33 protein-coding genes are annotated in these 24,901 nt (G+C 54.9%); 22 read left to right on the top strand and 11 right to left on the bottom strand.

Features of this window, described 5'->3' with window-relative positions; genetic code table 11:
* The first annotated feature begins 479 nt into the window (after positions 1 to 479).
* The 4 genes from ftsZ to MCP_RS10795 all read left to right on the top strand — a co-directional run bounded on the left by ftsZ (position 480) and on the right by MCP_RS10795 (position 2,970).
* The gene (ftsZ, locus tag MCP_RS16245) at positions 480 to 1,679 is read left to right on the top strand and encodes a cell division protein FtsZ (RefSeq protein ID WP_394296153.1); all 1,200 of its coding nucleotides are present in this window, start codon (positions 480 to 482) and stop codon (positions 1,677 to 1,679) included.
* 63 nt (positions 1,680 to 1,742) lie between these two features.
* On the top strand, positions 1,743 to 1,952 hold the full coding sequence (locus tag MCP_RS10805; protein ID WP_012900881.1) for a protein translocase SEC61 complex subunit gamma: 210 nt from the start codon (positions 1,743 to 1,745) through the stop codon (positions 1,950 to 1,952).
* Between the two features lie 13 nt (positions 1,953 to 1,965).
* On the top strand, positions 1,966 to 2,454 hold the full coding sequence (locus MCP_RS10800) for a transcription elongation factor Spt5 (RefSeq protein ID WP_012900880.1): 489 nt from the start codon (positions 1,966 to 1,968) through the stop codon (positions 2,452 to 2,454).
* 78 nt (positions 2,455 to 2,532) lie between these two features.
* On the top strand, positions 2,533 to 2,970 hold the full coding sequence (locus MCP_RS10795) for a circadian clock KaiB family protein (protein ID WP_012900879.1): 438 nt from the start codon (positions 2,533 to 2,535) through the stop codon (positions 2,968 to 2,970).
* Positions 2,971 to 2,987: 17 nt separating this feature from the next.
* Here the strand turns inward: MCP_RS10795 and MCP_RS10790 are convergent, their stop codons facing one another.
* The 3 genes from MCP_RS10790 to kaiC are packed head-to-tail and all read right to left on the bottom strand — an operon-like array spanning position 2,988 to position 6,653.
* The gene (locus MCP_RS10790; protein ID WP_012900878.1) at positions 2,988 to 4,583 is read right to left on the bottom strand and encodes an ATP-binding response regulator; all 1,596 of its coding nucleotides are present in this window, start codon (positions 4,581 to 4,583) and stop codon (positions 2,988 to 2,990) included.
* Positions 4,584 to 4,622: 39 nt separating this feature from the next.
* Positions 4,623 to 4,943: a circadian clock KaiB family protein gene (locus tag MCP_RS10785; RefSeq protein WP_012900877.1), complete on the bottom strand. Its 321-nt coding sequence runs from the start codon at positions 4,941 to 4,943 to the stop codon at positions 4,623 to 4,625.
* 9 nt (positions 4,944 to 4,952) lie between these two features.
* Positions 4,953 to 6,653 carry a circadian clock protein KaiC gene (gene kaiC, locus MCP_RS10780; RefSeq protein WP_012900876.1) on the bottom strand — a complete coding sequence of 567 codons (1,701 nt, stop codon included), beginning with the start codon at positions 6,651 to 6,653 and terminating at the stop codon, positions 4,953 to 4,955.
* 299 nt (positions 6,654 to 6,952) lie between these two features.
* On the opposite strand from kaiC, the gene MCP_RS10775 reads away from it, so the two are divergent.
* From MCP_RS10775 to MCP_RS10750, 6 genes are all read left to right on the top strand, one after another.
* Positions 6,953 to 7,897 carry a ComEC/Rec2 family competence protein gene (locus MCP_RS10775; RefSeq protein WP_012900875.1) on the top strand — a complete coding sequence of 315 codons (945 nt, stop codon included), beginning with the start codon at positions 6,953 to 6,955 and terminating at the stop codon, positions 7,895 to 7,897.
* A complete protein-coding gene (locus MCP_RS10770) occupies positions 7,894 to 8,160 on the top strand; it encodes a DUF3006 domain-containing protein (RefSeq protein WP_012900874.1) in 267 nt (88 codons plus the stop codon). Before MCP_RS10775 ends, MCP_RS10770 begins: the two co-directional genes overlap by 4 nt.
* Positions 8,161 to 8,203: 43 nt before the next feature.
* Positions 8,204 to 8,800 (top strand): DNA polymerase ligase N-terminal domain-containing protein, encoded by a 597-nt coding sequence (locus MCP_RS10765; RefSeq protein ID WP_012900873.1) that lies wholly within the window; start codon positions 8,204 to 8,206, stop codon positions 8,798 to 8,800.
* A gap of 1 nt (position 8,801) precedes the next feature.
* Complete coding sequence (gene ligD / locus MCP_RS10760) at positions 8,802 to 9,806, top strand: non-homologous end-joining DNA ligase (RefSeq protein ID WP_012900872.1); 1,005 nt, start codon at positions 8,802 to 8,804, stop codon at positions 9,804 to 9,806.
* Positions 9,803 to 10,690: a non-homologous end-joining DNA ligase gene (gene ligD, locus MCP_RS10755; protein ID WP_012900871.1), complete on the top strand. Its 888-nt coding sequence runs from the start codon at positions 9,803 to 9,805 to the stop codon at positions 10,688 to 10,690. Before ligD (MCP_RS10760) ends, ligD (MCP_RS10755) begins: the two co-directional genes overlap by 4 nt.
* 425 nt (positions 10,691 to 11,115) lie before the next feature.
* Positions 11,116 to 12,237, top strand: a complete 1,122-nt coding sequence (locus MCP_RS10750; RefSeq protein ID WP_012900870.1) for an aldo/keto reductase — start codon at positions 11,116 to 11,118, stop codon at positions 12,235 to 12,237.
* On the opposite strand, the gene MCP_RS10745 is transcribed toward MCP_RS10750, so the two are convergent.
* On the bottom strand, positions 12,234 to 12,563 hold the full coding sequence (locus MCP_RS10745) for a hypothetical protein (RefSeq protein ID WP_012900869.1): 330 nt from the start codon (positions 12,561 to 12,563) through the stop codon (positions 12,234 to 12,236). The two genes, MCP_RS10750 and MCP_RS10745, sit on opposite strands and share 4 nt — an antisense overlap.
* Positions 12,564 to 12,690: 127 nt before the next feature.
* Between MCP_RS10745 and MCP_RS15795 the strand changes: the two genes are divergently transcribed.
* The 3 genes from MCP_RS15795 (at position 12,691) to MCP_RS10730 (ending at position 13,953) form a co-directional block, all read left to right on the top strand.
* Entirely contained in the window at positions 12,691 to 13,362 is a 672-nt protein-coding gene (locus MCP_RS15795) for a hypothetical protein (protein WP_012900868.1), read from the top strand.
* Positions 13,363 to 13,444: 82 nt separating this feature from the next.
* Positions 13,445 to 13,609 (top strand): DUF1059 domain-containing protein, encoded by a 165-nt coding sequence (locus MCP_RS10735; RefSeq protein ID WP_012900867.1) that lies wholly within the window; start codon positions 13,445 to 13,447, stop codon positions 13,607 to 13,609.
* Positions 13,606 to 13,953, top strand: a complete 348-nt coding sequence (locus MCP_RS10730) for a hypothetical protein (RefSeq protein ID WP_012900866.1) — start codon at positions 13,606 to 13,608, stop codon at positions 13,951 to 13,953. The genes MCP_RS10735 and MCP_RS10730 overlap by 4 nt, the downstream gene beginning before the upstream one ends.
* A gap of 111 nt (positions 13,954 to 14,064) precedes the next feature.
* Here MCP_RS10730 and MCP_RS10725 read toward each other — a convergent pair whose 3' ends face one another.
* From MCP_RS10725 to MCP_RS10715, 3 genes are all read right to left on the bottom strand, one after another.
* Positions 14,065 to 14,628, bottom strand: a complete 564-nt coding sequence (locus tag MCP_RS10725) for an HdeD family acid-resistance protein (protein ID WP_012900865.1) — start codon at positions 14,626 to 14,628, stop codon at positions 14,065 to 14,067.
* A 64-nt stretch (positions 14,629 to 14,692) separates the two neighbouring features.
* Positions 14,693 to 15,097 carry a ferritin-like domain-containing protein gene (locus tag MCP_RS10720; protein WP_012900864.1) on the bottom strand — a complete coding sequence of 135 codons (405 nt, stop codon included), beginning with the start codon at positions 15,095 to 15,097 and terminating at the stop codon, positions 14,693 to 14,695.
* Positions 15,098 to 15,151: 54 nt separating this feature from the next.
* Complete coding sequence (locus tag MCP_RS10715) at positions 15,152 to 15,553, bottom strand: zinc ribbon domain-containing protein (protein ID WP_128860039.1); 402 nt, start codon at positions 15,551 to 15,553, stop codon at positions 15,152 to 15,154.
* Positions 15,554 to 15,666: 113 nt separating this feature from the next.
* Between MCP_RS10715 and MCP_RS10710 the strand changes: the two genes are divergently transcribed.
* Positions 15,667 to 16,359: a carboxypeptidase-like regulatory domain-containing protein gene (locus MCP_RS10710; protein WP_193763062.1), complete on the top strand. Its 693-nt coding sequence runs from the start codon at positions 15,667 to 15,669 to the stop codon at positions 16,357 to 16,359.
* Positions 16,360 to 16,375: 16 nt separating this feature from the next.
* On the opposite strand, the gene MCP_RS10705 is transcribed toward MCP_RS10710, so the two are convergent.
* Complete coding sequence (locus MCP_RS10705) at positions 16,376 to 16,768, bottom strand: hypothetical protein (RefSeq protein WP_012900861.1); 393 nt, start codon at positions 16,766 to 16,768, stop codon at positions 16,376 to 16,378.
* A 114-nt stretch (positions 16,769 to 16,882) separates the two neighbouring features.
* Positions 16,883 to 17,302, bottom strand: a complete 420-nt coding sequence (locus tag MCP_RS10700; protein ID WP_012900860.1) for a zinc ribbon domain-containing protein — start codon at positions 17,300 to 17,302, stop codon at positions 16,883 to 16,885.
* Positions 17,303 to 17,447: 145 nt separating this feature from the next.
* Here MCP_RS10700 and MCP_RS10695 point away from each other — a divergent pair, with 145 nt between their 5' ends.
* Positions 17,448 to 18,275: an alpha/beta fold hydrolase gene (locus MCP_RS10695; protein WP_012900859.1), complete on the top strand. Its 828-nt coding sequence runs from the start codon at positions 17,448 to 17,450 to the stop codon at positions 18,273 to 18,275.
* A 461-nt stretch (positions 18,276 to 18,736) separates the two neighbouring features.
* Here MCP_RS10695 and MCP_RS15445 read toward each other — a convergent pair whose 3' ends face one another.
* Complete coding sequence (locus MCP_RS15445) at positions 18,737 to 19,261, bottom strand: hypothetical protein (protein WP_012900858.1); 525 nt, start codon at positions 19,259 to 19,261, stop codon at positions 18,737 to 18,739.
* 184 nt (positions 19,262 to 19,445) lie between these two features.
* Here MCP_RS15445 and MCP_RS10685 point away from each other — a divergent pair, with 184 nt between their 5' ends.
* From MCP_RS10685 to MCP_RS15880, 4 genes are all read left to right on the top strand, one after another.
* The gene (locus tag MCP_RS10685; protein ID WP_231845070.1) at positions 19,446 to 20,000 is read left to right on the top strand and encodes an FKBP-type peptidyl-prolyl cis-trans isomerase; all 555 of its coding nucleotides are present in this window, start codon (positions 19,446 to 19,448) and stop codon (positions 19,998 to 20,000) included.
* A 111-nt stretch (positions 20,001 to 20,111) separates the two neighbouring features.
* Positions 20,112 to 20,867 (top strand): MIP/aquaporin family protein, encoded by a 756-nt coding sequence (locus MCP_RS10680; protein WP_012900856.1) that lies wholly within the window; start codon positions 20,112 to 20,114, stop codon positions 20,865 to 20,867.
* A gap of 133 nt (positions 20,868 to 21,000) precedes the next feature.
* Positions 21,001 to 21,417, top strand: a complete 417-nt coding sequence (locus MCP_RS10675) for a ferritin-like domain-containing protein (RefSeq protein ID WP_012900855.1) — start codon at positions 21,001 to 21,003, stop codon at positions 21,415 to 21,417.
* A gap of 146 nt (positions 21,418 to 21,563) precedes the next feature.
* Positions 21,564 to 21,935: a hypothetical protein gene (locus MCP_RS15880; RefSeq protein ID WP_012900854.1), complete on the top strand. Its 372-nt coding sequence runs from the start codon at positions 21,564 to 21,566 to the stop codon at positions 21,933 to 21,935.
* A 59-nt stretch (positions 21,936 to 21,994) separates the two neighbouring features.
* Here the strand turns inward: MCP_RS15880 and MCP_RS10665 are convergent, their stop codons facing one another.
* Positions 21,995 to 22,429, bottom strand: a complete 435-nt coding sequence (locus MCP_RS10665; RefSeq protein ID WP_128860038.1) for a hypothetical protein — start codon at positions 22,427 to 22,429, stop codon at positions 21,995 to 21,997.
* A 414-nt stretch (positions 22,430 to 22,843) separates the two neighbouring features.
* Here MCP_RS10665 and MCP_RS10660 point away from each other — a divergent pair, with 414 nt between their 5' ends.
* From MCP_RS10660 to MCP_RS10650, 3 genes are all read left to right on the top strand, one after another.
* Entirely contained in the window at positions 22,844 to 23,506 is a 663-nt protein-coding gene (locus MCP_RS10660; RefSeq protein ID WP_012900852.1) for a hypothetical protein, read from the top strand.
* A 130-nt stretch (positions 23,507 to 23,636) separates the two neighbouring features.
* The gene (locus MCP_RS10655; RefSeq protein WP_012900851.1) at positions 23,637 to 24,158 is read left to right on the top strand and encodes a hypothetical protein; all 522 of its coding nucleotides are present in this window, start codon (positions 23,637 to 23,639) and stop codon (positions 24,156 to 24,158) included.
* 96 nt (positions 24,159 to 24,254) lie between these two features.
* Positions 24,255 to 24,773, top strand: coding sequence for a hypothetical protein (locus MCP_RS10650; protein WP_012900850.1), 519 nt, complete (start codon positions 24,255 to 24,257; stop codon positions 24,771 to 24,773).
* Positions 24,774 to 24,901: the final 128 nt, after the last annotated feature.

Genomic DNA, 24,901 nt, shown 5'->3' with positions numbered 1-24,901 from the left:
ACCAGGGCGCCTGCGGCGCCTGCCCGATGGGCATCATCGGCCGGGTAAACGGGGAACTGCTATCCATAGCCTGGAAAGCCGCGCGGGCCGAAGTACAAAAGGCGGCAGAAGAGCAGAACGTCGTGCTCTTTTACGATCATAACGGGGCTCTCATGGAGACGCTGGCGGGCATGGATAGGGCTGCCGTCGATAAGGCTGTCGCGGACATTACGCAGGCGTGCGTCGAGGCATTAAAGAAGAAGTACACCGTCAAGTACGACCACTGGGAGGAGCTGCTCTACGTGATCGACCGGCGCTTCGATACGGAAAAGGCAAAGGCTCTGGGCGTCCCGGAGGGGCCCGCCTACGGCCGCCTGGCGAAAGGAGAAGCCGTCATAGTCAGCGGCAAGACTATAACCCCCGAGATGGTCTTCTCAGAGAGCGTAAAAAGAATAAAACTAAATAATTATTCGACCAATACAATAGTAGGGGATGGGGTAATGGAACCTGGAGAACCAAGCATTTTCAGCCCTAGCAGGGCTGCGAAAGTAATTGACAATAAAGGCGAGATCATCGACAGCGAAGCGCACCTTACCGATATCATCGACGGTGAGGCGCCCGGGGCGATGCCGGATAAGGTCGGCGACACAGACGAAGACATAATGGCCGTCATGGAAGGCCTCAGGACCAACGTCATCGTCGTCGGCTGCGGCGGAGGAGGATCGAATTCGATCGCGCGCATGGCCGATGAGGGCATTATCGGCGCCAGGCTCTTTGCCATGAACACTGATGCTCAGCATCTGTTACACACGAGGGCCGATAAGAAGTTCCTGATCGGCAAGAAGCTCACCCGGGGCTTCGGCGCGGGCAGCCTCCCCGAGGTCGGGGAGAATGCGGCCAAAGAAAGCCTCATAGAGATCAAGGCGGCCATCAGCAGCTCCGACATGGTGTTCGTCACCTGCGGACTGGGCGGCGGCACGGGCACCGGCTCGGCCCCGGTCGTGGCGCAGGTCGCGAAGGAAGGCGGCGCGCTCACCATCGCGGTCGTCACCACGCCCTTCAAGGTCGAAGGCGCCGTGCGTAAAGCGAACGCGGAGAAGGGCCTCGAAAGGCTCAGGAAGGCCGCGGACACGGTCATCGTCGTGCCGAACGACAAGCTCCTCGAGGTCGTCCCGAACCTGCCCCTGCAGCAGGCGTTCAAGGTGGCCGACGAGGTGCTCACCCACGCCGTAAAGGGCATTACCGAGCTTGTCACGAAGGCGGGGCTGGTCAACCTGGACTTCGCGGACATAAAGACCGTTATGTCAAACGGCGGCGTCGCCATGATCGGCCTGGGCGAGGGCAAAGGCGATAAGGCGGCCGAGCTTTCGGTGCGCAATGCGCTGTTAAGCCCGCTTCTTGATATCGACATCTCGGGCGCGAAGGCGGCCATCGTCAACGTCACGGGCGGCTCGCACATGACCATCGGCGAGGCGGAGGCCGTAGTGGAAGAGGTCTATAACGCCATCGATCCCGAGGCGAGGCTGATCTGGGGAGCGTCGGTCGACCCCGACCTGGGCGACGTTATCCGGACCATGGTCATCATCACGGGCGTGGCATCGACTCAGATCCTCGGCAAGCCCCAGTCGGAGCAGCAGCCGGCCTTCAACCACCAAAAGGCACTGAAAACGCAAAAGTTCGGGCTTGATTTCGTAGGGTGATAAACGAAAACTATAAGTCTAGATACTATATTATTTCACTTCGTCCTTTTTTGAGGCTTCACTATGGCAGAGAATAAATCAGGCTCAATATCGCTGGGCAATATCACCAGCAGCATCAAGCAGTATGTCAGGATACTCCAGCTTACGCGCAAGCCGAGCATGGACGAATTCCTCATGATATCCAAAGTCACGGGCGCAGGCATCATTCTCATCGGTATCCTGGGTTTCGTCATATATCTGATCATGGTCCCATTAATATCGGTTTTAATATAAGGTGGAAGTAAAAATGGCCCAGGAACAACAAATGCAGGCCGAAACGCCTACCGCGTCGGTGTTCGCCGTCAAGACGACCGCGAACCAGGAACGCTCGGTGGCCAACCTGATAGCTATGGTGGCCCGTAAGGAAGGCTACGATATCCGCTCCATCCTCGTGCCCGAAGAGCTGAAGGGCTACGTGCTCGTCGAGTCCCCGATGCACGAGATCGTGGAGCACACCATCCAGAACATTCCCCACGCCAAGGCAGTCGTCAAGGGCGCATCCTCGATAGCCGAGGTCCAGCATTTCCTGGCGCCGAAGCCCGTCGTCACGGGCATTTCCGAGGGCGACATCGTGGAGCTCATTTCCGGCCCGTTCAAGGGCGAGCGCGCCCGCGTGAAGCGCGTGGACGAGACCAAGGAAGAGATCACCGTCGAGCTTTCCGAAGCGATGGTGCCCATCCCGGTCACGGTCCGCGGCGACATCGTTCGCGTGCTGAGCAAGGAAGAGACCAGGTAATCAGGGTCTCTTATCTTTTTTTTAATCAATTTAAATTATATACGATAAGGCCGTATATTGAAAATCAGGAATAGGTGTATGGCTACTCTGAACTCTGAGTTACCTAAAACAATTGTCCTTAAGCTATATATTGCCGGGGATACGCTAAAGTCGAGGATCACGATCGCCAACCTGAAGGACATCTGCCAGAATGACCTGAAAAGCCACTGCCAGATCGAAGTCATCGACCTGACAAAACACCCGGAGATGGCGGTAAACTATAATATCTCGGCATTGCCGACCCTTACGAAAGAGCTGCCTTTGCCAGTAAGGACGCTGATCGGCGACCTGGCCTCGAAGGAGCGGGTCCTGATAGCGCTTAATATCATGAAGGCTGACGAGGGGACGAATTCCGCGGGCCAGGCCAAAGATCACCATGAGCATAAAGTGGATTATGAAAAGCTTTTAGAGGAAAATGCCCGGCTAAAGTCTGAAAATGCCAGCCTGAGGAAAATGCTGAGAAAAAATAATGGCTAAAGTCCTTCCCGATCGCACTATTCAGCCGCCGGCAGCGTGACGATGAACTTCGCGCCTTTATTGTACACTCCCGGTATCCTGTCTTCTACCCATACGGCCCCGTTATAGGATTCCACAAGCTTCTTTACCAGATACAGGCCAAGGCCCTTGCCATGGGCTTTTGTCGACCCTCTCTGGAACCGCAGGAATATCTTATCTTTGATCCAGTCCGGTATGCCCGGCCCGTTATCCTCGACCGTGCAGAAAAGGTATTGCCGTTTCTTCTCTTTGATGGGCTTGATCTTTATATCGATCGTCAGCGGCCTGATCGGGTCGGAATGCTTGATCGCGTTGTCCACGAGGTTCGTAAAAACGTCCTTAATGAGGTCGTTCGCCTTGATGTAACAGACCTTCGGGGCGTCGATGTTTATCCTGATATCCCGGCCTTTAACCTGAGAATATTGATCTATTATGCCGGGTAACATCCCGCACATGTCGATCGTCCTCGTCGTCTGGTATTTATCCGGCTGGTCGATCGTGACCTGCTTGAGCTTTCTCACGTTATCGATGATGTCGGAAGCGCTCCTCATCGCCTCCAGGGGCTTTTCTATAAGGGACTTCATCTCCTCGAGGCTCGATGACTCGCGGGCCAGTTCGAGATACCCGATGCCGATCTGGTTTAAATTATTAATGTCGTGGCCCATGAGGTCGAGATACAGCTCGGCCTGCGCCTTGGCCTCCTCCAGCGTCCTCTCGGCCACTTCCCTCTGTTCGATCTCGCAGCGCAATTCTTCCTCCGTAGCGGTCCGGTCGTTTATCTCCTTCCGGAGCGCCTCCTCTGCCGTCTTCCTCGTCTCGATCTCGCCGAGCAGCTGCTCGTTAGTGAGCCGGAGCGTCTCCGTCCGCTCACTTACCCGGTCCTCCAGCTCCTCCTCGTAGCGCACGTGTCCCGTGACATCCCTGAAGGAAATTAAATACGATGACTCCTCCTCCCACTCGACTTCGACCATGCGCATCTCGGCAGCGACGAACTCCTGAAAGCCTCGCACGATGTACATCTCGACGGGCTCATCAAGAATGATCGGGAAGCCGAGTACCTTGCCCATGATATCGGACTGGGGCAGGTTAAACAGTACGGATGAGGCCGGATTAGCATACTTAATGGACCCTTCCCTGTCGAGCACGAGCATGGCGTCCGCGTTCTTTTCGACGATCGTGCGGAAGTCCTTCTCTCTCCTGATCAGCATGGACTCGGTATGCTTGCGCTTTGCGATCTCCTCGATGACGTGCCTCAGCTCCATGAACTGGGACCTCGGGTCGCCGCTCTTTTGAAGGAAGAACTCGGCGCCGCCCCGTAAGGCCCTGACGACCACCTTCTCCCCGCCCTGGCTGCCGTAAATAATGGTCGGAGTGTCGGTCCCCAGTGCTCTGAGGGCATCGAGCAGCTCGATGCCGTTCATCCCCCTCAGCTCAGAGCTCGCTATGATCATGTCAAAAGTCCTGTTTTTCAACATCTCCAGGGCGTGTTCCGCCGAGCCGGTGGCAACTACACCTAAGCCGCCGCCTCTCTCCAGCATCTTTTTTGCCATATCGCGGAACTCAAGCTTGTCATCGACCAGCAGGACTGATATCATCGGTCTCTCCATGTGAATTCGAAAGTACAAATAATTCCTTTAGCTATTTTTTTTAATATCCAGCCCGACGATGACCTTCTCATGGATGGACAGGTCCCCGATCAGCCTCTTGACGGGCTCGGGGAGTTTGCGGATCACCGTGGGGATCGCGAGTATCTGCTCTCCCGCCGCGAGCTGCGGGTTCTTCATAAGGTCTATGATCTCGATGGAGCATCTGCCTTTCAGGTGTTCGTCGCAGATCTTTTCCAGGTTCTTGACCGCCTGCTGCATCTTCGGCGTCTCTCCGGCTACATAAATGCGCAGGTCCCAGAACTCTTCCACTTCTTTGGCTTTTTTACTCTTGCTGATCCTTGCCGTCATGCTCCCCCGTCATTCTGCCTTTCGAGCCATGGACATTACCTCGCGCTCTTTCATCATGATCTCGATGTCCTGCTCCTTCTGCTCCAGGCTTTTTTCCAGTTCGCTCTCCTCAGCCTTGTATTCCGCTTTTAGCGCAGAGACCTTAGCGTCGAGTTCCCTGCGCTTCTCCTCGAGCTTGATCCGCAAATGCTCTACATCGCGGCGGGTGTCCAGGGCTTCAGCATTATCCCTGGCCTCCTGGGAGACCTTAGCACTGCCCATTAGCACTCCCGCCGAGCCAATGTACGGCTGTATCAATTCTATGCCCCGGTCAGTGATGACAAATTCCTTGATCTGGTTCGAATGGGACATGCCCCTGGATTTCAATATCGTCAGGCCCCGGTTGCGTTCGCCGTTAAACTCGAAGTTGCGGAGCAGGACCCAGGTATCGATGAGCGAGGAGATATACATGGCAGGATGTTCCGGGTTAACATCTCCCCGGATTAGGTCCGTGAAGAGTATGGTTATGCCGCCAGCCTTCATAAGGTCATTAAGGCGTGTTATCATGGACTTGACCTCCCGTCCGCCGCCGACCGCGCTTAAGTCGGTGATAGGGTCGATAACTACATTCTTAGGCTCATACTTTTTAATGTCATCCTCCATCATCACGAGATGCATCTCAAGCCCTTGTAGTGCGGGGCGAGTGACGTGGAATTTCAAAAGCCCTTTCTTCACCCATTGCCCGAGGTCCAGCCCGATCGAGCTCATGTTACGGATGATCTGGTCCTGAGTTTCCTCGAAAGCGAAGTACAGGCATTTTTCTCCGCGCCTGCACGCGGAGTCGACATAAACCGCCGCAAAGCTGGACTTGCCGGTGCCCGCGGTGCCCGTAATCAATATCGATGTGCCCCGGAAGTAGCCTTTTCCCCCGAACATTTTGTCGAAGTTTTTGATGCCTGTGGATACCCTGTCTTTCGATATTTTGTAATCCGTCTTGATGGACGTGATGGGGAATATGTTGATGCCGTCTTTGCCGATCAGGAACGGGTACTCGTCGGGGCCGTGCCGGCTCCCACGGTACTTGATGATGCGGAGCCGCCGGGTCGCCAGCTCGTTGGTCACACGGTTGTCCAACAATATCACACAGTCGGCGATGTACTCTTCGAGGCCGTAGCGCGTCAGCGTCTTATCGCCTTTTTCGCCCGTCACTACGGCGCTTATGCCCCTGTCCTTCAGCCAGCGGAACAGGCGTAGCAGCTCAGAGCGGACGATGGCATCGTTCTTCAGGCCCGCGAACAGCACCTCGATAGTATCCAGTGCGACGCGCTTTGCGCCGATGGAATCGATCGCGTAGCCCAGCCGTATAAAAAGCGCTTCCAGGTTGTATTCGCCGGTCTCCTCGATCTGGCTACGCTCTACGAATACGTGATCGACGGCGATCTTCTTGCCCTCGATGAGCTTTTCCAGGTCAAAGCCCAGGGATGCGAAGTTATTTTTCAGGTCTTTGACATTCTCCTCGAAAGTGACGTACACGCCTGGCTCATTATACTCCATAGCGCCGTGAACGATGAACTCCATCGCGAACATGGTCTTGCCGCTGCCAGCTCCTCCGGCGACGAGCGTCGGCCTTCCTCTCGGCAGCCCGCCATATGTTATGTCGTCGAAACCGCTGATGCCCGTAGGGGCCTTAGGTAGCTCTACCTTCTTTGTACTGCTTCTCTCTCTAGCCATATTCGCATACGTCCAAAAAATATAACAATTAATATATTAAATTGCGGGGATATCGCACAAACTTAAAATTAGGTTAACGCCTTTATATTATTTATCCATATCGATGGCATATTATTTTATTCTTATGGATTTCCATATTATGCTTTTACTCTATTGGCCATAATAAATAATAATATCTGATAATATTTGCCCTGACGCCAATATCTGTGAAAAATTTGTCCTGATTGCCCATGTGGCCTATAAAAAATCCTTAAATGATTTAAATCAATTAAAATTGACCTGTATATCGGTGGGATATTTTGCCGGAGTACGGCCACAGGATGAAGACGATAGACATCGCCCTCGGGGTCTGGTTGGCTATTGCTATAATCGTGATCGGCTATTTTGCCATTTTCCACGGGCAGGGCGGGCTGGCAAAGGGAGCGCCCGTCGAGGTCCACTTCATCGACGTGGGCAAGGGCGACTCCATACTGGTAAAGGCGGGCGACCGGTGCATGCTCGTCGACGGCGGGCGGCCGTCCGAGGGGCCGAAGCTTGTATCCTACCTGAAGAGCCAGGGCGTCACGTCAATCGACATCATGGTGGCGACACATCCCCATGCCGACCATATCGGCGGCCTGCTAGACGTGCTTCGGGAGATCCCCGTGAAGGAGGTGCTCGACAGTGGCATCTCCCAGCCCACAAGGACATATGAGTCCTACCTGACGTTGATCGACCAGAAGAACATACCTTATACTGTCGCTGAGGCCGGCCAGACTTTTGACCTGGGCTCCGATGTAAAAGTCGAAGTGCTGGCGCCTTTTGAAGTGAGGAACGATGGCGGCATCAACGAGAACTCCATTGTCCTCAAGGTCGAACATAAAAACGTGACCTTTCTACTCACGGGGGATGCCGGCATTCCAGAAGAGCGGCAGCTTCTCGAGTCGGGCCATAGCCTGAAGAGCGATGTCTTCAAAGTCCCCCATCATGGCAGCGGGTACTCGGCAGACCAGGAGTTCATCTCGGCCGTCTCCCCGGAGGTCAGCATCATTGAGGTCGGGCCGAATCCGTACGGCCACCCGACGCGGCGTATGCTGGCCCTGCTTGAGGAATCCGGCTCCGTCATCTACCGGACCGACCTGAACGGAAACGTCGTGGTGAGGTCGGACGGCACCGGCTTTACAGTTGTGCCGCAGTTCGAGACCTCGTCGGCTAAGGTATTATCGTGTGCGCCGTCGAATAGCGCCATGAGGTGCGCCGTATGAAGGCCACGATTGACAGGTTCGAGGACGGATGGGCCGTACTTTTGCTGAGAGAGGATGAGAGCGTCGAGTTCGAGCTTCCGGCGTGTATGCTGCCGTGCGGGTGCCGTGAAGGAGACATCCTTGATATTGTTATTAGCCGGGACGTTGAGGCCACCCGGGAGGCAACGGAGCGGGTGTCCGGGCTCATCGAGAAGCTGAAGAAGAAAAATAAAAGTAGCTCCATCATTAAAAGTCCAGGTAAAGATGAGATGCCTGAGCAATGATTTTTATTCCAGAGTCGATTAATATTCATTATCCGGAGTTTTTATGTCCCCGAAAGAACCGCTCGAATCCTACAGGAGCAAGCGGGATTTCGAAAAAACGCCCGAGCCCGCCGGGGGAGAGGAAAAGGAGATAAAGCATCCCATCTACGTCATCCAGAAGCACGACGCGAGCCACTTACATTATGATCTTCGCCTGGAGATGGGCGGCGTCCTGAAGTCCTGGGCCGTGCCCAAGGGCCCCTCGCTGGACCCGAAAGTCAAGCGCCTGGCCATGCCCACGGAGGATCATCCCATCGGCTACGCCACCTTCGAGGGCGTCATCCCCGAGGGCCAGTACGGCGGCGGCACGGTCATGGTCTGGGATATCGGCACATATCGTAACCTCCGTGAGGAGAAGCCCGAGGGCAGCCGTATGACCATAGAGCAGTCTTACGACCAGGGCAAGATCGAGGTATTTCTTGAAGGGAAGAAGCTTAAGGGAAGCTATGCGCTCATCCGCACGGGTGGAATCGAGAAGCGGGGCTGGCTGTTCTTTAAGATGAAAGAGCCTCACGAGGGCTCTTACGAGGATATCGAGAAGGCTGCGCCCGACTCGGTACTGACGGGCCGCACGATGGACGAGATCGCTAAAGAGGGATGAGATGGACCCTCTGCTGGAACGCCTGCCGCCCGCGGCAAAGGAAAAGCTGGTGAAGATGGAGCAGCCTGAATGGGAAGAGCCAATGCTCGCTACCCTTACCAGCAAGCGATTTGATGACCATGGCTGGGCGTTCGGGCATAAGCTCGACGGGGCGCGGTGCCTGGCTTACCGGAAGGACGGCCACGTCCGCCTCATGTCCCGGACAAGGCACGAGATGAACGCCTCGTACCCGGAAGTAGCCGATGCGCTCATGGCGCAAAAGGCGAATGACTTCATCATCGACGGCGAGATCGTCGCCCTGGACGAGAACGGTAACTCGAAATTCGAGCTCTTGCAGCCGCGAATGGGCTTAGAGGACCCGGCGGAGGCCCGACGTACCGGGATCCCCGTTCATTACTATGTTTTCGATATCCTTTTTTACGACGGCTACGAGCTGACCCGGCTGCCGCTCCTCGAGCGTAAGCATATCCTGGAAAAAACTCTGGACTACGGGGATACGGTACGTTTCCTCGAAGACCGGCTGGGAGGCGGATTGGGACTGTTCGACGAGGCATGTAAGAAAGGCTGGGAAGGCCTCATCGCCAAGCGGGCTTACGGCCCCTATGTCCACGGCCGCTCCGACGAGTGGCTCAAGTTCAAGTGTGTCCAGAACCAGGAGTTCGTCATCGGCGGCTATACCGAGCCCCACGGCAAGCGCATCGAGTTCGGGGCCATTCTCGTGGGCTATTACCAGGATGGTAAGCTGATGTACGCGGGCAAAGTGGGCACGGGCTTTGACGAGAAAACGCTGCGGAGCCTCATGGATAAGTTCCGGCCGTTAGAGCGTAAGGCCTCACCCTTCGCCGAAGAGGTCCGGGAAAAGGAGGTCCACTGGCTGGAGCCGAAACTCGTGGCCGAGATCGGGTTCGAGGAGTGGACGGACTACGGTAAGCTGCGGCAGCCCCGCTACGATGGCCTGCGTTACGATAAGGATCCGCACAGCGTGATCCGGGAGGTGCCGAAATGACCGAAGTATTGCACATCGAAGGCCACGACATCAAAGTAACTAATCCGGATAAGGTATTATTCCCGGAGGACGGCATCACCAAAGGGGAGCTCGTCGACTATTACCGGCGTATCTCAGGTGTGATGGTGCCCCTGGTCCGGGGGCGGCCCATGACCATGCAGCGTTTCCCGGACGGCATCGGCAAAGAAGGCTTTTTCCAGAAAGAGGCGTCCGACTATTTCCCCGACTGGGTGCACCGCGCCACGCTCGAGCTGGGAAAGGGCGGCATCCAGCACCAGGTCGTCTGTGACGACGCCGCGACGCTCGTATACCTGGCCAGCCAGGCGATGATCACTCCCCACGTCTTTCTCAGCCGAATCGATAAAGTCCATTACCCTGACCGCCTCATCTTCGACCTCGACCCGCCCGATAATAACTTCGAGACCGTGCGGTCTGCCGCTAAGACGATCCGCGAGGCGCTCGATGCCGAAGGCTATCCCGTCTATCTCATGACCACTGGCTCCCGGGGCCTGCACGTCGTCGTGCCGCTCGACCGGAGCGCCGACTTCGATACCGTCCGGGCGTTCGCCCGGGGCTTCGGCGAGAAGCTTACTAAGAAGTATCCCGACCGCTTCACTATCGAACTCTCGAAAGAGAAGCGCCGTGGCCGCCTGTTCCTGGACTATCTGCGGAACTCGTATGGTCAGACCGGCGTGGCGCCCTACGGTGTCCGGGCCAGGAGCGGAGCGCCCGTCGCCACTCCCATAACATGGGATGAGCTTGATGATATTTCGGGTTCGCAGGAGTACAATATCCGGAATATCATGGGTAGGATGGATAAGCGAGGCGATGCCTGGAAATATATAGATAAGGATAGGACGAGCATAAAAAACCTTGATAATTAATTATCTCTTCAGGTTATGCCGTCGTTGAGTGGTCCAACCACAGGGACACGGAGAGCGCAGAGTTACACAGAGATTTTTTGATAATGGAGGCTCAGAGGGCACGGAGGACGGGTTTATAACATTCCTGAGGCACTGAGGGATTAGAGGCACTGGCGAGGATAAACCAGTCAATTGTTTATTGATCAACCCTGCCTCTTTAAACTCTGTGCCCCAGGTAAGCCAATAAACCGGGCTCTGTGGCTTCTGTGTCTCAAATTATTAAATAAAAACTCTGTGAACTCCGAGCGCTCTGCGCCCCTGTGGTTAAGGACACTCCACGACGGCATAACATTAAAAATACATGAATATACTCCTGTTCACACGAAAAGCATATAATCAGCAATCGGATAACAGGTGTTTAATAAAACCAGAAAGAAGGCCCAATAATGCTCTACAGGACAATGAAAAAGGCCAACAAGGACCTTTCCATATTAGGATTCGGCTGCATGCGGCTCCCCGTACTCGAGAACGGCCACGTCAACGAGCCCGAAGCCATCCGGATGATCCGCCACGCTATCGACCGCGGCGTAAACTACGTCGACACGGCCTGGCCCTACCACAACGGCGAGAGCGAGCCCATCGTGGGCAGGGCTCTCAAAGACGGGTATAGGGAAAAGGTCAGCCTGGCCACCAAGCTGCCGACATGGCTCGTCGAAAAGCGGGAGGACATGGACAAATTCCTCGACGAGCAATTAAAAAAGCTTCAGACAGACCACATTGACTTTTATCTCGTCCACTCGCTAATGGGCGAAAGCTGGAAAAACATGGAATCGCTCGGCGTGAAGGACTTTTTAGACGATGCCCTCGCTGACGGCCGCATTAAGTACGCGGGCTTCTCCTTCCACGACAAATACCCGGCCTTCAAAAAGATCGTCGACGCCTACGACTGGACCTTCTGCCAGATCCAGTATAACTATATGGACGAGCATTACCAGGCCGGCCGCTCTGGCCTCCGCTATGCCGCCAAAAAGGGCATGGGCGTAGTCGTCATGGAGCCCCTCAGGGGGGGCTTACTGGCAAAGCAGGTGCCCGCGGCCATGGACATCTGGGCAAAAGCCGTGGAAAAGCGAACCCCCGCAGAATGGGGGCTTCGCTGGGTCTGGGACCACCCCGAAGTGTCGGTCGTGTTGAGCGGCATGAGCAGCATGGAGCAGGTCGAAGAGAACCTCGCTGCCGCCGAAAAAGGCCTTCCCTGGTCAATGACGAAAAAGGACCTGGCGCTCGTCGCGAAGGTCCGGAGCATGTTCCGCTCCCGCATGGCGGTCCCCTGTACCGGGTGCGGCTATTGCAGGCCCTGCCCAAATGGGGTAGATATACCTGAGTGCTTCGAGAGACTGAACATCGCATGCATGTACGAGGACATAGAGCACGCGAAAACATCCTACAAGTTCATCGGCGAGGGCAAGGCGTCGAAGTGCGAGGAATGCGGATTGTGCGAAGAGCGCTGCCCCCAGGGGATACCGATTCCGGAAAAGCTGAAAGAAGTTAAGGCGCTATTCGAAAGCTAAGCGTGGCGTACGGGGCCGGAGCCCTTCAGGATAAGGTCCAGCAGGGCGACATCCCCCAGCATCTTTACGTCGCCGTCCGGCGCCGCCATCGCAACACCTTCATGGGCCGTCTCATTATGATCGATCAGCCTGAGCGAGACCTCGATGCCCGGACCCTTCAGGAGGCCGAAAGCGCCGGGGTCGCTGCCAGCGTACCACTCGCACTCACAGGAGCCGTCCCAGCCGCCATCCGGGAACGACCTTACGTCCCATTGCCCGATACGGGCCACGACCCTCCCGCTAACGAATGCCTCGCCCCGCCTGCCCGTGATGATCACCACGTCCATACTTTGAAACCCGCAATAGTATTACCGGTTAAAAATATAAATATATGGCCATAAGGTTGACCGGTACTGATAAAATCTATTTATACCCAATCCGCCATTATTTTATCTTGTTTTAAGGAGGCTGCTCATGCAACGCTTGAAAACGTCAATGATCATACTAATAATGGCCTGTATAGTGTTCGCCGGATGCGTCTCGTCGTCAGGGGATAATCCGACCCCGTCACAGAGGGTCGTCGCCACTGTGGGAGCGCCGACGCCCACGCCCACCGAGCCTCCCGAGCCCACCATAGGCCCCACCTGGACGCCGACCCCGACGCCTGTCCCGCTGCCTGTAACGCTGTCCGATTTCGTCCTGCAGGTCAGGATCAACGCCGACCAGAGGCAGTGGACGGGGGACCCCAACGAGTCACAGCAGATCAACGCACAATACGCCGCAAGGCAGGACTGGGCCACGTTCGTCATTACGGCTACGGGCACCGAGACGCTGAAGAACCTCGTCATCGTCTACGATGTGGCCACCCCGATGACCACCACGTACAACGGCCAGGACTTCACCACGATCAATCACCAGAGCGTAAATACTACTCTTGATACCCTGAAGCCGGGCGAATACAGGGAAGTCACCGTCGATTCGCCCGTCTACAGCGCGATGCTCACGGCCGACATGACGATAACGGCATATTGGGCGGGAGGGTCCCTTGAGCTATACAAGGCCGAGCTCGAGCCGAAATTCGATAGCGGCACGAGCTACACGCCTTCAAACGGTGTCGATATAAAACGGTATGGCTCAGCCTCCTAACTAAGGCCTCTTTTTTATTTTTTCGCTATTCATTCGAATAACAATCACGTTCCCGCCCCGCCTTATTTCAATAGGTCGTATCATGGTAGAATTATCATGCCCCGTCACAGGCTGCACATACGTCGTGAACGGGATGAACAAGGAGGACGTGCTGGCGCAAGTGGAGAGGCACCGCAAGCTGGCCCACGGCAGGAAAGAGATGACGGAGGATGTCAGCCCCGAGTTCAGGAGGCGCAGCGTAAAATGACCGCATTTCGTGAAGGTGGGTCCAGCCGCATCTTCTACGTCGAGCATATATGCCAGAACGCGCTGGGCAACTCGCCCAGGGGCTCGCACCTCATGGATGGCAAGATCCGTAACGCGTCGTATATGGTCAGGATGTTCTTCACGGGTGACCTGGATGGCGGTCGGGGGCAGCTACGGGTGAACCCCGAAGAGTTTGAGTACGTGACCGACATGATGCCGTTCCCGGACAAGCACAGTAGCGGCTACACCAATTGCCCGCTCTGCGGCTCCATGGGCCGGATCAAGGTGGACGACGACGGGCTTGTGCCGATCTTCTCCGAGGTCATCATCCCCGTAGTGGAATGATCAGTACTGCGTCAGCAGGGAGCCGCCGCCAGCAGCGCCATAACTACCGCGATCTCCCAGAGTTACGACAGCACTTTATTCATCACGTCCTTTACTCCCCTACAATACCTCCTACGCGGCCGCACGCGCAGCGCTCTTCGCGGCGAGCATGTCGACCGCCAGCAGCAGGAGAAGCAGGCCCAGGACAATGTCGAATATGCCTATGACCTTGATCAGCGCCAGCGCTCCCGTCATCGGGAACAGCAGGAGCAGCATGCCGAAGATCACGGAGATGACCCCGGAAGCGACGAGCATCAGGCTGCCCCGGGCCTCCTTTCTGAAGGTGATGCCGTAGACGGCCTGCAGGATGCCCTCGAAGATGTTATAGAAAGCGATGATATACAAGAGGACAAGCGCCGTAAGGCCTGGCCAGATGAATGTCGCAACGCCCGCGCCGATGCCGGCGACCCCCTGGAGCAGCTTGATCCACCAGCGGCTATCCCTGCCGATGGCAAAAAGCGAGTGTACAGCAATTATGACGCCGTCGACGATGGCGAAGGCGGCGAACAGCATGATAAAAAGCGCCAGCGTAACGCCCGGCCAGGCAAAGATCGCCAGCCCGAACAGCAGGGTCACGATGCCCCGGAGCAGAACGGCCCACCAGTAATCGTTGAAAGAGGCTAACCCAAAATTCATATACGTACCGACCAATGGTGAGTTCAAATCGCCGCTTATTAAAAATAGTGGCGGGAAAAAACGGCTATATACGGGCCAGCCTTTCCTTGAACTCTTTCCTGTGACGGCGCTCCTCGTCCAGGATGTGCTTCGCCACGCCGACGACTTCCGGGTCGTCTACCACTTCGATGATATGCTTATAAATGTCGATGGCCTCGGTCTCGAGCACGATCTGCCTCTCGAGCTGGCCCTTCAGGTCCTTCCCGCCGAAGTCGAGCGTGCGGTGCTCCATAGTAGGCTCGCCTCCCCGCTTCGTGATGAGGTCGGCCAGCCACCACATGTGGCGCATCTCGTCCACTGCTATCGCCTCGGTGACGCGGCTGGGGTCGCACTCCTTCATGATGAACGAATTACGGACGTAGGTCAGCGAGTTATCGATCTCGTGTACGAACGCCTCGTTGAGTAAGCGTATGATCTCTCCATTATCCATATGATAAGCTATGGCGGCCTGTCGGATATAATTTTAGTAATAATTATATTTGCATTAGACCTGGGGCCGGCCGCAGACCGGGCATACTTGCGAGTGCTCGTCCATAAGGGCTCCGCATCCAAGGCACCGGATCTTGATGACCTCCTTTATCAAGACGTCCTCTTTCTTCCCCTTGAGCTGCTCGAGCAGCTCGTTCAGCTTCCCCATGAGGCCGACCATGCCTTCGTTGAACATGAAATTAAAGGGATAGTAGGCGGTCTCGTTCACGCCGTTATCGCGGTACTTGATGACCACCTTGCCAGACATGACAAAGTTGGCCCGCCTGAACTCGATATCGGTTATGTCTTTGATCTTAATGACCTGCATGATCGCGAGCGGCATCTGGACGTGCACCTCATCGTCGTAGAGCTCGATATACTGAGCCATGTTTTCGACTTTAAACAATAGTTCGGACATTTTCACACCTGCGGACTTTTATATTTGCCCGCCTCCCGGTATAAAGCTTACCTTCGTAAGAGGGAAAAGCCTAAAAAGTCGGAGGGGCCATTATCCTGAGATTGGTGGTGTTTGTGCGTAATTTCACGGCATTTTTACTTGTCTCTATCATGGCGCTGTCGCTGAGCGGCTGTATTACCGGTACATCGCCTTCGGCGACTCCTGTCCCCACTGCGACGCCCACTCTGACGCCTGTTCCATCCATATCCATTAGCGGCGTCGTGCTCGATGCTGACGGGGCTCCAGTGCCCGATGCGCGCGTGGCGCTATGGCAGGGCGATAAGCTCGTGGACACGCCCGGGAGCATTCAATACGCCGACTCCGCCGGCCGGTTCAACTTTACGGGCCTGCCGCCTGCTCACTACCAGATCACCGGCGATATCCAGGGCAAACAGGGCATGGTAGACCGGCGCTTTAACGATTCTGCGTCCATCGAAGTCGTCATCCCGGGCTATACCGTCGTCACCGTGACCGTTGTGCCGGGCCAGAGCACGACGCCCGCGCGCATGCCTCACTTCGAGGTCACCCGCCTGGACCCTGAGACCGTGCAGGTAAGGCTGACCAGCTTCGGCGGCGTCACGACCCTGCGGGGCTTCTACGTGAAGAGCCCCTACCTTACGACCCCCGAGCTCGTCCCCATCGACCAGTCACTCGGAGAAAGCTGGTCCGCCACCATCAGCGACCCTAACCTGAGAGGTTCCGCACACTTCGTGGCATATTCGTGGGTGAACGGTAAGTATACGGTCGTCGTGGATACGACCGTTTAAAGCAAAAAGGGGGCTTTTAACAAGCCCCAAAATTCTCTTTCCTCACGACGTCCAGGTCCAGGACCTGATAGGCCGAGCACCTGGGGCACGGTGCGGCCGCGACGTCGCAGCTCCTTATCTTCCACGCCTTGATCTTCACGGCGTATGGGTGATCGCAGACATCGCAGCTCTTACGGACCTCCACGATGTCGTCGTCGGCCGCCGACAGCGTAAGGTTCTTGAAAGACTTCATGCCGATGGAGTACCATGCCGAGCCGGCCTCCTGGATGCGCCGGACCACCGGCTGCACGGGCCCGTCGGCCTGCACCAGCGCCTTCGTGAACTGCACGGCCGCATCCTTTCTCTCCCTCGTATCTTTTACAATACGGGCCGTTTTTATCGACTCGGCCCATTCTTTCAGGGACCTCATCAAATCACCTCGCATAACGGATAAAGAACGACCATATACATACCTTCCGCTAAACGGGCAGGCAAATGCAACTATGTTTAGCTATTGGGCTAAACAAAAAAGAGGCTTTCTAACCTAATCCAGCTTCGGCATGCCGCAGCCGGGGCACACGATCACGCCCTGCTTGATGACCGACGAGCAGTAGGGGCACTGTACCATCCCATCATCATGTTCCGCCATCTCCAGGAACTCGATCGCGTCCTTATTATGGTAGACGCGCGCCATCCGGTCGATCATGGTGGACACCAGGGCCTCGATGGCATCGCCCATCAGGAAGTTGAAGGGCATGTACATTTTTTGCAGGGTATCGTTCTCCTTGAAGATGATGGTCAGCTTTCCGGCCAGGAAAAACCAGGCCCTGCGGAACTCCAGGTCGACGATGTCCTTGAGCGGTATCTTGAACTTCGGCGCCAGCTGTAGCTGTACCCTCAACTCGTCCTCGTAAAGTTCGATAGAATGTGCTACCATATCCACTTTTGCCAGAAGTTCCGCCATCTCATACCACGTTGATTACTCTGCGATACGCCACGATTAATATAACAATTGAATATAACGCATATCACAGCCCATTTAGACGGATTTGTTGGCACACAGTGCCTGTCAATACTTATTTTACCCCGACGGCACTAATATTGCATCCATGTTTTGCGAGGTCGACGGCGTCAGCGTCTATTATGAGGTATGCGGAGAGGGCTTTCCCGTATTAATGCTCCACGGCTACGGGATCGACCACAACGTCATGGCCGGCTGCATGGAGCCTGTCTTCAAATGCCGCCCCGGATACCGGCGCATCTACATCGACATGCCGGGCATGGGGAAGTCGAAGGCCCCTGAATGGCTGGGAAACTCCGACCAGGTGCTCGACATCGTCATCAAGTTCAGCGAGAAAGTCATAAAGGGCAGTTTTTTAGTTGCGGGCGAGTCCTACGGGGGATACATCGCCCGGGGCATGGTGAACAGGATACCCGGCCGGATCGACGGCGTTCTGCTGATCTGTCCCGTCATGGTGGGCGACCGCTCGAAGCGACAGCTCCCCCCCAGGACCGTGTTCGTCAGGGACGAAAAGCTGCTGGCCTCCATCGACCCGGAGGACCGTAAGTTCTTCGAGCGCATGCTTCTCCTCCAAGACCGTCGCCGCTGGGAGCGGTTCCAGCAGGACATACTCCCGGGTCGCCTTAATGAGGACAGGGCCTTCCTGGAGCGCCTGAAAAAGCAAGGTTACGAGTGCTCGTTCGACGTCGACCGGCTTCCGCAGCCCTTCGATAAGCCATCGCTCATCCTCGCCGGGCGCCAGGACGCGTCCGTGGGCTATAAGGATGCCATGAAGCTCGCCGGCATATACACGAGGAGCACGTTCGCCGTCCTTGACCGGGCCGGGCATGGACTTGAAGTCGAGCAGGAAGGGCTGTTCAACTGTCTTGCGGCTGAATGGCTTGACCGTGTTGAGGAATATTTACGAAACCAGTAATTACGTGCTTTTAATGAATACGCTCATATGATTATTGCTACAGGCCAAAGCCTGGTTTTTAAGTCACTAAGCATACAGAGGCACTATTCTCACCACAATGGCACGGAGTTCACGAAGGCTCACAAAGACTTTTTTTAAAATGTAAGGGACAGAGGTCACAAAGACCGGTTCATTGTCTTTAGGGCACAAAGGATACAATGGCACTATGGAATGAACAAGAGCACTTTTTGTCATCGTGTCATTGTCCCCTTTGTGCCTCTTTACACAAAAAGCATGCTCTGTGACCTTTGTGACCTCCATCTAAAAAAAGGCTCTGTGAGCCTTCGTGCGCTCCGTGCCATTGTGGTGAGAATAGTGCCTTTGTATGCTTGGTGGCTTAAAAAACAAGCATCTAAATAGAACTATATGAATTCAAATAATAGTATACGATTTGGTGCAAATATAGAAAATAAAAAAAGTTTTTAAACGTAACCGGACGGCATGCCGCCGAATCCAGCACCCATGCCCAGGTTCCCGACGGATTTGAGGGGCATGTTGCCGTATGCCGTATTGCCGGCGGGCATCTGGTATCCGGCATTCGCGCCAAAGTTGGCGTTAGGCATGCCATAGCCGCCCATGCCAGGATATCCGCCGAATGGCGTGCCGAACGGCGAGCCATATCCGGGTACTCCGTAGCCCCCGATCCCGGGCACACCGAAGCCTGCAGCCCCCGGCACTCCGAATCCTCCGGCGGCAGGGAACCCACAGCCTCCGGCTACTGGGAACCCGCAGCCTCCGGCTACTGGGAACCCGCAGCCTCCTGCGAACGGGAAACCGCCAAACCCGGCTACGGGCGGAACGCCACAGCCGAACGCGCCCGGAAATGCCATGCCTCTGCCCCAAAAGCCTCCTAGAGGTCCAGGGAAGAATGCGAACGCGGGCACCGCGACCATCGATACGGCGAGCAGAACTAATGCTGCCGCTAAAAATCCATTCACTATTTTCATCAATCCATCTCCCGTTTTAGCCTATGGTACGGGGGACGAAAAGTATTGCCGGATGAAAAGGCGGAAACACAGCTTTTCAGAGCCCTTAAAAAGAGTATCCATGCGCACGTCTGGTTGGAGAATCCGGCGAGAAAGGATATATAGCGAATACGGCATTGGATGAAGCATAGATACAGTGACCATTATGCAAAGCAAACGATATATCTGGGCCATTCTACTGGTCCTGTCAATAGCGCTGGTAGCCGGATGCACGGGGACGACCGAAAAGACCGTGGCGAAGAACGATACGGTCACCGTCGATTACATCGGGATGTTCGATAACGGCACGATCTTCGATACTTCCATTGAGTCGGTGGCAAGGGAATCCGGGATATACGACGAGTACCTGACCTATGAGCCGATCACGTTCACGGCAGGCGCAGGGGACGTCATCGAGGGCTTCGACGATGCGGTCATCGGCATGAAGCTGAATGAGTCTAAGAACGTCACGATATCGCCGGACCTGGCGTACGGCGACTACGACCCGTCGCTCATCCAGCCAGTGAACATGACCGACCTGCTGGCGAATAACATCACTCCGCACGTCAACGACACGCTCTACTACGGGATGCAGCCGGTGACGGTCTACGCGATACCGAACAATACGACGGTGCTCATAGACTTCAACTACCCGCTTGCCGGAAAGACGCTGCACTACCAGATCATGGTGCGCAATATTACGTCTGCGAGCTCCAGCTGATCTTTTTTATCCTTTTTTTATCGATATCTATTTTATTCAATAGCAACCATATATCACATAAGCCTATTTACATTAAGGGCATGAGCCCGGGGCTTTATTGGAGATCATTTTATGGCAGAGATCAGTCTTATAAAACGTTCTTTAGCTGAATTGATCGGGACCTACGTCCTGGTATTTCTGGGAACGGGCGCGGTCGTCACTGCGGCACTGCTCGTTAAAGGATGGACACCGATCCCCGGAAATGAGTTCAATGTAGGGTTCGGCATATCGGAGTGGCTGGCGATCGGCCTGGCGTTCGGCCTGGCCATAGCGGTCATGGCATACGTGTTCGGCCACATTTCGGGCACGCACATCAATCCCGCGGTCAGCATAGCCATGTGGGCTACCGGAAGACTGCCTCTAATGGATACACTCTACTACATCGTAGCCCAGCTGATCGGGGCAACGCTTGCATCATTATCCGTCGCCCTCCTGTGGGGTTCTCTGGCGACGGGTAATAACTTCGGGGCTACGACAATGGCTTCCGGAGTATCCTACTGGCAGGCCATTGCTCTCGAAACGATCGCGACCTTCTTCCTTGTGCTTACGATCATGGGGACAGCCGTGGATAAGCGAGCCCCGTCGGGCTTCGCAGGATTGGCTATCGGCTTCGTGGCGTCACTGGGCATCATGGCCATCGGGAACCTGACCGGCGGCTCCCTGAACCCGGCCAGGACATTCGGGCCTTACGTGGCCAGCATGCTCTTCAGCGGCCAGAACCTGTGGTGGCAGTTCCCGATATACATCATCGGCCCCATCCTCGGAGCGCTCATCGCCGCGTTCCTGTACGACTATCTTGGCGACCTGAAGTCAAAGCAAAAGGCGTAGAGGCCGGTACAGGATACTAATACTCAATAAAAACGTTTTCTTTTTATTCACATAAAATAGACATAAAAAACGCTCCATAGCCTTTTAAATGCGGCTTTCGTTCTTTCGATAGATAAGGAAGAGGGAACGAACGATGGCATCTAAAAAGCTAATGGACATGATGAACCGGGCCATAGCCCGGGAACTGCAGGTTTCCATCCAGTACGTGTGGCAGCATGCGCAGTGGGTGGGAGTGCATGGCTACGCCGTCCACGACGAGCTCAAGAAGATCGGCATAGTGGAGATGAAGCACGCCGAGAAGATCGCCGAGCGGCTGTTCTACCTGGGCGGCATCCCGACGACGAAGCCCGACCCCATCAGCGTCGGCACGAGCCTGAAGGAGATGCTCGAGAACGACATCAAGGCCGAGGACGAGGCCATTAAGATGTACAAAGAGATCATACCACTGGCCGAAAAGGAAGGGGACCTGACCACGGCGCACATCTTCATAGAGATCCTGATGCAGGAGGAAGAGCACCAGCGTACGTTCACCGGGCTCAATAAAAAATGATACGGCTTTCCCATTTACAGTTAACCGGGCAATTTATCGAAAATATCTAAAATAGCGTATTGGCGCACTATATGTAGCCATTCTGTTTTTAATTTTTATTATTGTATACTGTACGGGGTGAAAAAACGAATCTCAATGCAAAATTAGTGGCAGCAGCGCTGGTCCTCATCATGCTGATACCGGCATATAGCCTGATAACTCCGATCGTCGACGCCCGGAATGGCCATGGCGGAGGCGGCTTCGGGGGCGGCATCGGCGTGGGCCGCGGTTTCGGAGGGCATGGCTTCGGCGTGGGCCATGGCTTCGGCGTGGGCCACGGTTTCGGAGGGCATGGCTTCTTCGGACGTGGTTTCGGTTTCCGTAACCGCTTCTTCGGTTCCGGCTTCGGCTTCAGGCCCTGGTGGGGTGGCTGGGGCGGCTGGGGTGGCTGGGGCGGCGGATGGTGGCCCTGGTGGCAGCAGTGCGGCTGGTGGAACAACTGGTGCAATAACTGGTGGGGCGGCAGTGGATGGTGGTAAGCCCGAATGATCGGGCTACCCTGCCCCTTTTTTATAAAAAGATAGAAAAGTGTACTAAATCAGGCGATCTCTTTCTGGGTTAACATGTCCCACTTCTCGTCCATAACTGCGGACACGACCTGGTTGCCGGAGATCTTGATGGCCGCCTTGTGTGCTGTGAGCACCTCGGCGACGATCATGCCGGACCTGTTACCATAGCCCGCGGTCCTGGAGGTGAACTCGATCGTTGCGATGCCCGTGCCCTCGTCGAGCGCGGCAATGACCGTGTCGGCCATGCCGTCGAACTGGAACGTGGCATCGTCCATCACGAACTGCTTCGCCATCGTGAGCTTATCGTTCTGCATGACAGTGGGGTCATTGGGGTGTACCGGGTTCCCGGGGGCCGGGGGCACTGCGTTGGGCGATCCCTGAGCCGGGGAAGTAACGACCATGGCCGCGGTCAAGCCGATGCCCGCGAGCACGAGAACTCCTAGAACTATTAACGTTTTGTCCATGATTTTCACCGATCGATAGTACCGGGCCATCGCTAATAAGGCTTCTCTAAGCTACGATTTGGCCCGTACTTACTGCTGTAACCTCTGTTAGGCCTGAACAGTTAAAATCTTTGTAGTAAAAGGAGCAGGCCGATCACATAAAAACGCTAAACATCTGACTATGAATAGTTTGAGTTGCTGAATAATCTTAATATGCAATGTCAAACATGACTAATAGTTAGACGGGACTCTCTGAACAGAGTAATATTTATCATTGGTAATGGTCAATATATAATACGTTATATATAAGCGAGCGCTGATCACATAAGCGTATAGGCGGATAGCTGTTGTTCTATCCCTGGCGGCGACCGAAATTTAGTATCGCTGTCATTATTAGTTTTTTGAGATCAGCGTTCTCATAATAGGGGGCAAATAGTGGACGGCAAGACCACCGGAAGCGTGGCCGTAGGCGAGATAGTGGGCATCCTTAAGCCATGGAATCCTTTAAGTAAAAGGGCTAAAGTCCTTATAAAGGCTGAGGACGAGGTCATTACCACGTTCGTGGACTTAAGGCACCTTGATTACGTCCGGAAAAAATTTTCTAATAAGAGCCACGTCGCGGTCGGATATTATGGCGGCGAGTGGCACATGGGGGTCCCCGACGTGTCTCCCGAGCGCGTCGATGAAATTGAGGTCGTCGGCGATGGGGATAACTTCGGGCTGCCGGAGCTCGCGGGCGAGCCGATCATAGAAAGCGACGGCCTTCCAACCGTCGAGGACGATGGGAATGAAGCGGTAATCGACGATATCATCGTACATCGCGAGTACATCCATCAGGTCGAGATGGATGTAAAGGAGCATGGTGACGAGCTCCTCGCGGACCTCGGCCTGTCCCATCTGAGGAAACGACCTGAGCGGAAGGTGCCAGCCAAAGATATCGCGAAGGGCCCGGCCCATGCCGTGAATGGCGATAAGCTGGACCGGCTGATCGAGCTGAACGGCGAGATCCTGGTATACCAAAAAGAAACGATCTCACTGGTCAAGAAACAAATTGATCTTTTCGAGAACACATTAAGGTCGAAAGACAAATTTAACTAAACCATCGAGCAAGAAAAATGTGAGCCTTATCTTCCAAAATATTCTGCGCATTTATTTTTTATGGCATCAATAAAGCTTATTATCCAGCCGCTTCTAATATAGTCATATTTTATGCCGCGGGAACGATAAGATGTTTAACCTGTTCAAGAAGGCCGGCAGGAAACGTGCAGTCATCCCTCCCCGGGAGGATGAAACGCCCTCATCTGCCCGCATACTGCCTAAGAAGCCCGGTCAAAGCCCCGAGTTCAAAAGCCGAGTATTAAAGGCAAAGCTCGAGGTCATCGAAGCTATCAAGAACGCCGATAAGCAGCGGGCTCTGGACTCTATTACGGTGTTATCGACGCTTGCCGCAGAGACCATATACGAGCACGATCTTCACGCCATGTTCATCATCAACAATACCGTCGACGAGATCAACCACCATATCGATGCCAAGCTTAAGTCTACCGGGGAGCCGGATGACCTGACCGAGGATATAGAGGAGACGCGGATGTACCTGATGATACGCCTGTCACTGCTGCCGGTGATCTCCATGATGAGCGCCCTTGAGCGTTTCTCCAGCACCGGGATGGATAAGGTGAACGGCGACATCGACCAGCGTATCCGCCAGATCCAGGCGTTCGTCATGGATCACGAGCGTAGCCCCCCATAATTCATCAGCTGGCAAAAAGTTAACTTTTCAAGCGATTTAAGCTCTTTTCTAAACGTATGCATATTTATAATTAAATGAGAATAAAACTCTACAGCCATGACCAGCGTAGACGATATTCTCAAGCTCATCGGCCTTGCCACGGTCGTCATCGTCGTATCCGCGGCGTTCATCTCTATCCTGTTCTATGTATACGGGTCAATCGGGGGTCTGGCCAATGGCGAGGGCCAGGGCGGACATGATCAGGACTTACTCGTAAAAGCGCTGAACGAGTACAATTACGACCTCGAGCTTGTCAGGGAGCAGACCCAGCGACTCGACATGTACTATGCGGCCAAGACGAGCACTGAGATGACTCAGGCGGAATTCCAGTCCTGGCTGGGGATGATCCGGGGCCTCACCGACGAGTTCATAATGCGTGAAAATACGGCCATAGCCAGCGGAGAGGCCTATAAGGCCTACCTGTCCGCGGAGGGCGATGAGTACGCCCGCGTCACGGATAACGAGGCCACGTGCAGGGACGATATCAAGAAAGTAAAATACACGTACAACGGGAACGTTTACCTCTATAACCAGAAGTACGGCAGCACGTATGGCGAGATTCCTTACATGGATTGAAGCCTTATGTCACCCATGCCTGTTTTCGCCATGCTAAACCGGTTTTTCGTATATTAGCACGGCATCCGGCGATATATCATTATTATATAAATATTAATTTAACAATATTAATAATTATTATCGCATAA

The sequence above is a fragment of the Methanocella paludicola SANAE genome, assembly GCF_000011005.1.
GTDB classification, from domain to species: domain Archaea; phylum Halobacteriota; class Methanocellia; order Methanocellales; family Methanocellaceae; genus Methanocella; species Methanocella paludicola.
The sequence above is the reverse complement of the archived record's forward strand: the minus strand, read 5'-3'. Positions and strand labels throughout refer to the sequence as shown.

What these genes read in the sequence shown, in the direction of transcription:
- MCP_RS10675 (WP_012900855.1), top strand. Translation starts at nt 21,001, where the DNA reads ATGGCATCTAAAAAGCTAATGGACATGATGAACCGGGCCATAGCCCGG.
- MCP_RS10800 (WP_012900880.1), top strand. Translation starts at nt 1,966, where the DNA reads ATGGCCCAGGAACAACAAATGCAGGCCGAAACGCCTACCGCGTCGGTG.
- MCP_RS10695 (WP_012900859.1), top strand. Translation starts at nt 17,448, where the DNA reads ATGTTTTGCGAGGTCGACGGCGTCAGCGTCTATTATGAGGTATGCGGA.
- MCP_RS10665 (WP_128860038.1), bottom strand. Translation starts at nt 22,429, where the DNA reads ATGGACAAAACGTTAATAGTTCTAGGAGTTCTCGTGCTCGCGGGCATC.
- MCP_RS10720 (WP_012900864.1), bottom strand. Translation starts at nt 15,097, where the DNA reads ATGGATAATGGAGAGATCATACGCTTACTCAACGAGGCGTTCGTACAC.
- MCP_RS10750 (WP_012900870.1), top strand. Translation starts at nt 11,116, where the DNA reads ATGCTCTACAGGACAATGAAAAAGGCCAACAAGGACCTTTCCATATTA.
- MCP_RS10735 (WP_012900867.1), top strand. Translation starts at nt 13,445, where the DNA reads ATGGTAGAATTATCATGCCCCGTCACAGGCTGCACATACGTCGTGAAC.
- MCP_RS10700 (WP_012900860.1), bottom strand. Translation starts at nt 17,302, where the DNA reads ATGGCGGAACTTCTGGCAAAAGTGGATATGGTAGCACATTCTATCGAA.
- MCP_RS10785 (WP_012900877.1), bottom strand. Translation starts at nt 4,943, where the DNA reads ATGACGGCAAGGATCAGCAAGAGTAAAAAAGCCAAAGAAGTGGAAGAG.
- MCP_RS15795 (WP_012900868.1), top strand. Translation starts at nt 12,691, where the DNA reads ATGCAACGCTTGAAAACGTCAATGATCATACTAATAATGGCCTGTATA.
- MCP_RS10655 (WP_012900851.1), top strand. Translation starts at nt 23,637, where the DNA reads ATGTTTAACCTGTTCAAGAAGGCCGGCAGGAAACGTGCAGTCATCCCT.
- MCP_RS10765 (WP_012900873.1), top strand. Translation starts at nt 8,204, where the DNA reads ATGTCCCCGAAAGAACCGCTCGAATCCTACAGGAGCAAGCGGGATTTC.
- MCP_RS10730 (WP_012900866.1), top strand. Translation starts at nt 13,606, where the DNA reads ATGACCGCATTTCGTGAAGGTGGGTCCAGCCGCATCTTCTACGTCGAG.
- ligD (WP_012900872.1), top strand. Translation starts at nt 8,802, where the DNA reads ATGGACCCTCTGCTGGAACGCCTGCCGCCCGCGGCAAAGGAAAAGCTG.
- MCP_RS10770 (WP_012900874.1), top strand. Translation starts at nt 7,894, where the DNA reads ATGAAGGCCACGATTGACAGGTTCGAGGACGGATGGGCCGTACTTTTG.
- MCP_RS10685 (WP_231845070.1), top strand. Translation starts at nt 19,446, where the DNA reads ATGCAAAGCAAACGATATATCTGGGCCATTCTACTGGTCCTGTCAATA.
- MCP_RS10680 (WP_012900856.1), top strand. Translation starts at nt 20,112, where the DNA reads ATGGCAGAGATCAGTCTTATAAAACGTTCTTTAGCTGAATTGATCGGG.
- kaiC (WP_012900876.1), bottom strand. Translation starts at nt 6,653, where the DNA reads ATGGCTAGAGAGAGAAGCAGTACAAAGAAGGTAGAGCTACCTAAGGCC.
- ftsZ (WP_394296153.1), top strand. Translation starts at nt 480, where the DNA reads ATGGAACCTGGAGAACCAAGCATTTTCAGCCCTAGCAGGGCTGCGAAA.
- MCP_RS10805 (WP_012900881.1), top strand. Translation starts at nt 1,743, where the DNA reads ATGGCAGAGAATAAATCAGGCTCAATATCGCTGGGCAATATCACCAGC.
- MCP_RS10745 (WP_012900869.1), bottom strand. Translation starts at nt 12,563, where the DNA reads ATGGACGTGGTGATCATCACGGGCAGGCGGGGCGAGGCATTCGTTAGC.
- MCP_RS10795 (WP_012900879.1), top strand. Translation starts at nt 2,533, where the DNA reads ATGGCTACTCTGAACTCTGAGTTACCTAAAACAATTGTCCTTAAGCTA.
- MCP_RS15445 (WP_012900858.1), bottom strand. Translation starts at nt 19,261, where the DNA reads ATGAAAATAGTGAATGGATTTTTAGCGGCAGCATTAGTTCTGCTCGCC.
- ligD (WP_012900871.1), top strand. Translation starts at nt 9,803, where the DNA reads ATGACCGAAGTATTGCACATCGAAGGCCACGACATCAAAGTAACTAAT.
- MCP_RS10705 (WP_012900861.1), bottom strand. Translation starts at nt 16,768, where the DNA reads ATGAGGTCCCTGAAAGAATGGGCCGAGTCGATAAAAACGGCCCGTATT.
- MCP_RS10650 (WP_012900850.1), top strand. Translation starts at nt 24,255, where the DNA reads ATGACCAGCGTAGACGATATTCTCAAGCTCATCGGCCTTGCCACGGTC.
- MCP_RS10725 (WP_012900865.1), bottom strand. Translation starts at nt 14,628, where the DNA reads ATGAATTTTGGGTTAGCCTCTTTCAACGATTACTGGTGGGCCGTTCTG.
- MCP_RS10790 (WP_012900878.1), bottom strand. Translation starts at nt 4,583, where the DNA reads ATGATATCAGTCCTGCTGGTCGATGACAAGCTTGAGTTCCGCGATATG.
- MCP_RS10715 (WP_128860039.1), bottom strand. Translation starts at nt 15,553, where the DNA reads ATGTCCGAACTATTGTTTAAAGTCGAAAACATGGCTCAGTATATCGAG.